Source organism: Methylobacterium sp. WL103 (genome assembly GCF_008039885.1).
GTDB classification, from domain to species: domain Bacteria; phylum Pseudomonadota; class Alphaproteobacteria; order Rhizobiales; family Beijerinckiaceae; genus Methylobacterium; species Methylobacterium cerastii.
In genome coordinates this window covers 1-5,990 of record NZ_VRUX01000247.1, presented here as the reverse complement: position 1 = coordinate 5,990, position 5,990 = coordinate 1, and the positions used below count along the sequence as shown (strand labels likewise).

Genomic DNA, 5,990 nt, shown 5'->3' with positions numbered 1-5,990 from the left:
GGCGCGGGCCGGTCGCGCGGTCGGACCGAGCCGGAGCGCCGGCGCGGGGCGAGCCTCGGCGACGACCTTCACCTTCGGCGCATCCGGGACCTGTCCGGATCGCAAGAAGCGGGCGAGTTCGGCGGCCTTGGCGCGCTGCTCGGCGTGGAGCAGCCGCAGGGCCACCACGATCCCGATCGCCCCGGTGCCTTCGAAACAGGCGGCGATCACGTAGCCGGGCGCCATGGTCGTCACTCCTTGGAGAGTTGCCGGGGCGCATGCGGAGGGCGCCGCCGTTCCGCGACGGGTTCTCGGCGGTCATGGTTACCGCCATGTTAACCGCCGGCGGTGTCGCTCCCGGTTCCGGATTTCGTGATGGCAGCGGGCAATGGTCGCCCTTGAGGCCGGCGGTTGGATCGCCTCGATCGCCGCTGCGTCCGTCCGGTTGAAACCAGTCGGAGCCCCCGTCACGGTGACACCTTGAGATTCGCATGACTGAGCCGACGCTTCCCTGACGCCGTCTCCGAGCGCGACCTCGGCCAAGCCGTTCATGACGCTGGTCGTCGCCTTCGTGCCGGAAGCGGGCGGGTGCCGCTACACCGCCGTCGCCCGGCACTGGAGCGTGGCCGACCGCGAGGCGCACGAGGCGATGGGGTTCCACCAGGAGCTGGGGCATCTGCGCCGACCAAATCGTGGCGCTCGCGGAAACCCTCTGAAGGCTCGCATCGAGACCGAAAACGAAAAAAGGCCGCCCTCGCGGGCGGCCCTCCTTTCGACCGGCGAACCGATCGTACGCCGATCACATGCGGTGACGGCGGTGATGCATCATGCGGTGGCGGCGCTGGTGGCGCATCATCGGCCGGCCCATCGGCCGCATGCCGGGGCGCATCGCCGGATCCATGTCGGGCGTGCCGCCCGGCGCACCCATCGCGCGCTCCATGCCGGCGCGCGGGCCGCCGGCCTGGGGGCCGGACCGGTTGTAGGGGGAGTTCCCCTGGGCGAAGGCGGTCGCGGACAGGAGGGTCAGCGACGCGGCGATCAGGAACACTTTCTTCATGGAGAAGTCCTTGGGTCGTCTGTAGGGGCGGAACACCCGCCTCGAACGGCGCCGCAGCCCGATGCGGCGTCGGCGTACGCTGGTGAACTTCGGCCGTCGCGCAGGGGTTCCCCCTCAGGCACGGATTCCGCGCGCAACGACCCGCGTTCGTGCGGACTCTGCTCACTCCCGGTGCCCCGCCTCAGTAGTCAGCATCCGCGGCGACGCGCCGGCCGAGGTCTTCCCCCCCGTCCGCGCAGCAGGCCGCCCCGGCTGCGCGCCCGCATCCACCGCACCGGCAAAATGGGCTAGGGACATGGGGCTGCGGAACGCCGGGGCGCGAGGGAGACGCTGATGGATCCGGTACTGATCACGGGGGCCGCCGGATTCATCGGGTATCATGTCGCCGAGCGCTACCTCGCGGCCGGGCGCCCGGTCGTCGGGATCGACGACCTCAACGCCTACTACGACGTCGGCCTGAAGCAGGCACGGCTGGCCCGGCTCGAAGGCCGTCCCGGCTTCCGCTTCCTGCGGCTCGACATCGCCGACGCCGCGGCCGTCGACGCTCTGTTCTCCGAGCACCGGTTCAAGCGCGTGGTCCACCTCGCGGCGCAGGCGGGCGTGCGCTACTCGCTGGAGAACCCGCGCGCCTACGCCCGCAGCAACGTCGACGGGTTCCTGAACATCCTCGAAGGCTGCCGCCATCACGGCTGCGAGCACCTGGTCTACGCCTCGTCGAGCTCGGTCTACGGCGCGCTCACCAAGATGCCGTTCTCGGTCCACGACAACGTCGATCATCCGGTCAGCCTGTACGCGGCGACCAAGAAGGCGAACGAGCTGTTCGCGCATTCCTACAGCCACCTCTACCGGCTGCCGACCACCGGCCTGCGCTTCTTCACGGTCTACGGGCCCTGGTACCGGCCCGACATGGCCCTGTTCCTGTTCACCCGGGCGATCCTGGCGGGCGAGCCGATCTCGGTGTTCAACAACGGGCTGATGCAGCGCGACTTCACCTACGTCGACGACGTGGTGGACGGCGTCGTGCGGGTGGCCGAGCGCATCGCCGCCCCGAACCCCGCCTGGGACGGCGTACGCCCCGATCCCGGCACGAGCCTCGCGCCCTACCGGATCTACAACGTCGGCAACAACCGGCCGGTGCAGCTTCTCCACCTGATCGACGTGCTGGAGGCGTGCCTCGGGGTGAAGGCGGTGCGCCGGATGCTGCCGATACAGGCCGGCGACGTGCCGGCCACCTATGCCGACGTGGACGACCTCTCCGCCGCCGTCGGCTTTGCCCCCGCGACGCCGATCGAGGCCGGCGTCGAGCGGTTCGTGCGGTGGTACCGCGACTACTATGGCGCCTAACTCTCAGTCGGCTTGATCTTCAACTGGTCGATGACCCAGCGCCAGGTCCCGTCCGCCTGCTCGCGGGCGGTCTCGACCGAGAGCGTGCCGTCGGGCAGCCGCGCGAAGGTCATCGCGATCGATCCGTTGCGTAAGGGGGGCAGGATTTCGGCGGCCGGAAACTCGGAACGGCGGGCCAGCAGGTCCGCGTAGAAGGCGCGAATCTCGGCGTGCCCGCTGGCGACGACTCGGCCGGCGGCCAGCACCGCCTCCGGCTCGTAGAGCGCGACGAGGCCTTCCACGTCGCCGGCGTTCGCGCGCTGGTTGAACAGGCGGGCCAGCGCCTCCGGCGCCTCGGCGCCGTCCCTGTGCATGTCCGACATGGCTGTTCCTTTCGTGATGGTCGGCGGGTTCTTCGAACCGCCGGTTAGGTCAGTTGCGCCCCGGTGCCGTCACGCACCGAGACGGCGATGGGAATGCCGAGCTTCACGCTCTCGGACACGGTGCAGAACCGCTGGAACTGGTCGAGGACCCGGTCGATCCGCGGCATGTCGGCGGCGGTGGCGCCCAGGGTGATCCGCACGTCGACGCCGACGATGCGCAGGCGTTCGTCGTCGTTGCGCCCGATGCGGCAGGTGGCCTCGGCCGAGACGCCGCCTCCGTCCTGGCGGAACTTGCCCAATGCGAAGACGAGGCTGGCGCACAGGCAGTTCGCAACGCCGGCGATCAGCAACTGCTCTGGATGCGGCCCGGTCCCACCGCCGATCGGCTCCGCCTCGTCGACCCGCAGGGCCGGCAGGGCCTTACTGAAATCCACGCTGAAGACGTAGTCGCCGACCTGCGTGATCGTGATGCTCGGCGCCGCCGTCATCCCGCGTCCTCCCCACCCTGCCGAATGCCCGGCCGCGCCCCGCGTTCCGGCACCTCCTCTGACAGACTTGCCCCTGACAGATCTGCGATTTGAAACCGAAGCGCCGCCGGGTCGGCTCCGCATGCCTTGACGCGATTTCCGCTCTGGCATACCACATACCATATAAGGAATCGAGCCGAGGCCGGATCGTTCTCAGCGATCGCGAGCCCGGCCCGCCTCCGCCGCAGGGAGAGCTTCCATGCCTGGCCGAATTCCCGACCGCTGATCCCGCCTTCCGCTCGCGGCCGTCATCCCCCGCGGGTCGCGCGACCGACGACCTCGCCCACCGGCGGCGGACGACGGGTCCTGGAACGATGAGCGTCTTGCATGTCTCGGGCGATCGACTTCGAACAACTGGTCTCGAATGCCGGCGACGCGATCGTGGTCTCTGACGCCGACGGCGCGATCGTCGTGTGGAACGCCGCGGCGGAGCGCATCTTCGGGTTCACGCCGGAGGAGGCGATCGGGCGCACGCTCGACCTGATCACGCCCGACCGGCACCGCCAGCGCCACTGGGACGGCTACCACAAGACCATGCGGACGGGGGTGACGCGCTACGGCGCCGAGGTGCTGCGCGTGCCGGCCCTGCACAAGGACGGTCGTTCGCTATCGATCGCGTTCACCGTGAGCATGCTGTTCGACGCGGACGAGACCGTCACCGGCATCACCGCCGTGATCCGCGACGAGACCGAACGCTGGAACGCGGAGCGGGCGATGCGCCGCCGCATCGCCGAGCTCGAAGCCTGAGCAATCATCAAGATCTCCCGTCGGAAACGGGCAACGAATTCAAGGTCAAGGCCGGTTTTCGCAAGCGAGAGCAGATCCGGCCGAGAGCAACGTGACCGCCGACCGAGGCTCCGAAGATGAGCCCGGCCTTCGATCACCGAGTGCGTCACCGATCCAGGATCGGCGTCGCCATCCGTCCACGCGAAGAGAGGAAAAGCCGACGATGAGCAAGCCACTCGAGGGGATCAAGATCATCGACTTCACCCACGTCCAGGCCGGTCCGGCCTGCACGCAGCTTCTGGCCTGGTTCGGGGCCGACGTGATCAAGGTCGAGCGCCCCGGCTCCGGCGACGTCACCCGCAACCAGCTGCGCCACGTCGAGGGCGCGGATGCGCTCTACTTCACGATGTTGAACTCCAACAAGCGTTCGCTGACGCTGGACACCAAGACCCCCGAGGGCAAGCAGGTCCTGGAGAAGCTGATCGCCGAGTCCGACGTGCTCGTCGAGAACTTCGGCCCCGGCGCCTTGGACCGGATGGGCTTCTCCTGGCCGCGGATCAACGAGCTCAACCCGGGCATGATCGTCGCCTCGGTGAAGGGCTTCTCCGACGGCCACCACTACGAGGACCTGAAGGTCTACGAGAACGTGGCCCAATGCGCGGGCGGGGCCGCCTCCACCACCGGCTTCTGGGACGGGCCGCCCACCGTCAGCGCCGCGGCGCTCGGGGATTCCAACACCGGCATGCACCTGGCCATCGGCATCCTCACGGCGCTCCACCAGAAGAACAAGACCGGCAAGGGCCAAAAGGTCGCCGTGTCGATGCAGGATTCAGTGCTGAACCTCTGCCGCGTGAAGCTGCGCGACCAGCAGCGCCTCGATGCGCTCGGCTACCTGGAGGAATACCCGCAATACCCGCACGGCACGTTCACGGACGTGGTGCCGCGCGGCGGCAACGCCGGCGGCGGCGGCCAGCCCGGCTGGGTATTGAAGTGCAAGGGCTGGGAGACCGACCCGAACGCCTACATCTACTTCACGATCCAGGGCCATGCCTGGGCGCCGATCTGCCGGGCGATCGGCAAGGACGCGTGGATCGACGATCCGGCCTACAAGACCGCGTCCGCCCGCCAGGACAAGATCATGGACATCTTCGGCACGATCGAGGAATGGCTCGCCGACAAGACCAAGTTCGAGGCGGTCGACATCCTGCGCAAGTTCGACATCCCCTGCGCGCCGGTGATGTCGATGAAGGAGATCTCTGTCGATCCGAGCCTTCGCGCCAGCGGCACGGTCGTCGAGGTGCCTCACCCCCATCTCGGCTCGTACCTGACGGTCGGAAGCCCGATCAAGTTCTCGGACATGACCGTCGAGATCAAGTCGTCGCCGCTGCTGGGCGAGCACACCGACGAGGTGCTGGTCGACCTCGGCTACACCCAGCAGCAGATCGAGGAGCTGCACCAGGCCCGCGCGGTCTGATCGGTTCGACGATCTAGCGAAGCCGCTTCCGGTCCGAGAGGACTCGGGGGCGGCTTCCGCCATATCCATTGCTGCTGCTTCGGAGCTATCTGATCGAACGCGCGGAGCACCGAACGGCCCCCTCTCCCAGGGGGAGAGGGTTGGGGTGAGGGGCGTGACCTCGACGGAAAACTCACGCCCCTCATCCTGTCCTTCTCCCCCTGGGAGAAGGGACCCGCGCTTGATCCTGTCGGCGGTGCACGACGGCGGCCTTCGCGGGTGTCGGAATGGCGCGTCCCTAAAACACGCGAAGGCTCGGATCCATGCAGCCACTTTGGCGCCGGTTCGTTCCGGCGGCGACGCCGCTCAGCCTGCGGGAACGCGCCCGCTCGGCGCTCGGCGCAATGCTCGGCATCCTCGTCACCGGGGCGCTCGCGGCCTGGGCATTGGGGCCGACCACCGCCCTGCCCTTCCTGATCGCGCCGATGGGCGCCTCCGCGGTGCTGCTGTTCGCCGTGCCCGCGAGCCCGCTGGCGCAGCCC

8 protein-coding genes and 1 pseudogene are annotated in these 5,990 nt (G+C 68.8%); 5 read left to right on the top strand and 4 right to left on the bottom strand.

Annotated elements, in window-relative coordinates:
* Window positions 1-225, bottom strand: a 225-nt coding sequence (locus FV222_RS15235) for a hypothetical protein (RefSeq protein ID WP_147814931.1), incomplete at its 3' end; no start/stop codon positions are given.
* A 295-nt stretch (window positions 226-520) separates the two neighbouring features.
* On the opposite strand from FV222_RS15235, the pseudogene FV222_RS31210 reads away from it, so the two are divergent.
* A pseudogene (locus FV222_RS31210) lies at window positions 521-695 on the top strand (SRPBCC domain-containing protein); the annotation flags it as partial.
* 83 nt (window positions 696-778) lie between these two features.
* Here the strand turns inward: FV222_RS31210 and FV222_RS15230 are convergent.
* On the bottom strand, window positions 779-1,036 hold the full coding sequence (locus FV222_RS15230) for a hypothetical protein (protein ID WP_147750947.1): 258 nt from the start codon (window positions 1,034-1,036) through the stop codon (window positions 779-781).
* 333 nt (window positions 1,037-1,369) lie between these two features.
* Here FV222_RS15230 and FV222_RS15225 point away from each other — a divergent pair, with 333 nt between their 5' ends.
* Window positions 1,370-2,380, top strand: coding sequence for an NAD-dependent epimerase/dehydratase family protein (locus tag FV222_RS15225; protein WP_147814929.1), 1,011 nt, complete (start codon window positions 1,370-1,372; stop codon window positions 2,378-2,380).
* Here the strand turns inward: FV222_RS15225 and FV222_RS15220 are convergent.
* Together FV222_RS15220 and FV222_RS15215 are read right to left on the bottom strand one after the other, a co-directional pair.
* Window positions 2,377-2,742, bottom strand: a complete 366-nt coding sequence (locus FV222_RS15220) for a nuclear transport factor 2 family protein (protein ID WP_147814927.1) — start codon at window positions 2,740-2,742, stop codon at window positions 2,377-2,379. The two genes, FV222_RS15225 and FV222_RS15220, sit on opposite strands and share 4 nt — an antisense overlap.
* Before the next feature lie 44 nt (window positions 2,743-2,786).
* A complete protein-coding gene (locus tag FV222_RS15215; RefSeq protein WP_147814925.1) occupies window positions 2,787-3,230 on the bottom strand; it encodes an OsmC family protein in 444 nt (147 codons plus the stop codon).
* 366 nt (window positions 3,231-3,596) lie between these two features.
* Here FV222_RS15215 and FV222_RS15210 point away from each other — a divergent pair, with 366 nt between their 5' ends.
* The 3 genes from FV222_RS15210 to FV222_RS15200 all read left to right on the top strand — a co-directional run.
* The gene (locus FV222_RS15210) at window positions 3,597-4,016 is read left to right on the top strand and encodes a PAS domain S-box protein (protein ID WP_147764254.1); all 420 of its coding nucleotides are present in this window, start codon (window positions 3,597-3,599) and stop codon (window positions 4,014-4,016) included.
* 202 nt (window positions 4,017-4,218) lie between these two features.
* The gene (gene frc, locus FV222_RS15205; RefSeq protein ID WP_147764255.1) at window positions 4,219-5,469 is read left to right on the top strand and encodes a formyl-CoA transferase; all 1,251 of its coding nucleotides are present in this window, start codon (window positions 4,219-4,221) and stop codon (window positions 5,467-5,469) included.
* 302 nt (window positions 5,470-5,771) lie between these two features.
* Window positions 5,772-5,990, top strand: a 219-nt coding sequence (locus tag FV222_RS15200; protein ID WP_348644939.1) for an HPP family protein, incomplete at its 3' end; no start/stop codon positions are given.

Coding starts and splice junctions, on each gene's coding strand:
- FV222_RS15230 (WP_147750947.1), bottom strand. CDS start 1,036: ATGAAGAAAGTGTTCCTGATCGCCGCGTCGCTGACCCTCCTGTCCGCG.
- FV222_RS15225 (WP_147814929.1), top strand. CDS start 1,370: ATGGATCCGGTACTGATCACGGGGGCCGCCGGATTCATCGGGTATCAT.
- frc (WP_147764255.1), top strand. CDS start 4,219: ATGAGCAAGCCACTCGAGGGGATCAAGATCATCGACTTCACCCACGTC.
- FV222_RS15220 (WP_147814927.1), bottom strand. CDS start 2,742: ATGTCGGACATGCACAGGGACGGCGCCGAGGCGCCGGAGGCGCTGGCC.
- FV222_RS15215 (WP_147814925.1), bottom strand. CDS start 3,230: ATGACGGCGGCGCCGAGCATCACGATCACGCAGGTCGGCGACTACGTC.
- FV222_RS15210 (WP_147764254.1), top strand. CDS start 3,597: ATGTCTCGGGCGATCGACTTCGAACAACTGGTCTCGAATGCCGGCGAC.